The sequence below is a fragment of the Companilactobacillus bobalius genome, from assembly GCF_002179915.1.
In the GTDB taxonomy this organism is placed as follows: domain Bacteria; phylum Bacillota; class Bacilli; order Lactobacillales; family Lactobacillaceae; genus Companilactobacillus; species Companilactobacillus bobalius.
The window spans coordinates 1-1453 of sequence record NZ_MYFM01000024.1; the positions used below are offsets into that span (position 1 = coordinate 1).

Below are 1453 nucleotides of genomic sequence, written 5' to 3' on the forward strand. Positions count from 1 at the left end.
GGCTCTTTGTCAAATCGTATTGATGAATAGTTTTTGTATAGAAGGCAACCTCATGTAGGTTGTCTTTTTTTATGCGCAAATGAGTCTTATTCTCTTAAGAAAATGGTCAAGATTTCTGAAGCCATAACTGATATGTTTGAGTTTTTTTATCTTTCCAATGGTCCCTTCAAGAGGACCATTGGAGTACGGCATTGTGCAACTATTCTTTACATAATTTAAATTCTTACGTAACGTTGAAATAGATGTATCCATAGCGGTATTATTCTTTTTATATCCATAGATGGTTTCTTTGAGTAATGATATATCGTGTTCATGTATCGCTTTCTGAATACCTTGATAAATATCATAAGTATTTTTAAAAACTGGTAGATTGTCAGTGGCTATATCAATAACGTTTCGCGTTGTAGTATATTCGTTGATTCCAAAAATATATTTTACTTTCTTGTCGTCTACATCTGCCTCAGGCAGATGATAGAGACGCCAATTAGACTTAAGTGCTTTATACAAACGGGAATGTTTATCATTTATTTTTTTAAGACAACTGATTCTAACTTGATCCAATGCCCGGCTACATAGCTGAACTATATGAAATCTATCAACTATTATTTGAGCATTGGGAAAAATTCTATGAATGACCGACTGATAATTAGCATTCAAATCAATAGAGACAGTCTTAACGGCTTGCCGTTCTGACAAGCTATAGTTATTTATAAAGTGTTCAATAACTGTTTTAGAGAGTCGATCATGAATCAGCTCAATTAGATGATGTGTTTGTGCATCAATAGCTATAAAAGTAAATATACCGTTAACTGAACGAAATTCATCAAAACACAGGTTTTTTGGAAGACAATCACATCTATTTGGTAATTTGGTATTGTCATATAAGACTCTGCTTACTGTATTTACTGATACTCCGATGATCTTAGCTATTGATGTTAAAGTAAAGGATTCCTTTGCCATAACGAATATTCTGTTTTGAACTTGTTTAGTCATAGTATGATTTTTGATTAATAAATCACTGTGGGCACCGCAGGTGCCACCACAGTTCTTACAAATATAACGTTGTTTATTGAGCATCAAATGATACTCAATACCGTTAAAACTGGCTAATCTAGCATTAGTTTTTCTTTTTCCATTTTTGACTAATGAATTTAAACCACATTGTGGACATCGATACAGTTTATAAGTTAAATCAGCGTTTACGATCTTTATATGCTTTATAACGCCACGATTTTTAATCGTAGCGTCCTTGACTGAAACATTACTTATATTATTGTCTTTTATATCGAGTGCACATAGTATAGAATTGTCTTGGGACATTATTGTTTTCTCCATGTTTGATTGGGTTTGGTCGCTTAAATCTTAACATGAGAACAGTGATGTTCTTTTTTTATTTTCTAGAGATTAAAAAACTGGTATTGATTATTCATCAATACCAGAAAGTATAGAACTA

At 32.3% G+C, this 1453-nt stretch carries 1 protein-coding gene; it reads right to left on the reverse strand.

From position 1 onward, the window contains the following. Positions 1-69 precede the first annotated feature (69 nt). The gene (locus LKACC16343_RS14105; RefSeq protein ID WP_056950777.1) at positions 70-1320 is read right to left on the reverse strand and encodes an ISL3 family transposase; all 1251 of its coding nucleotides are present in this window, start codon (positions 1318-1320) and stop codon (positions 70-72) included. Positions 1321-1453 lie beyond the last annotated feature (133 nt).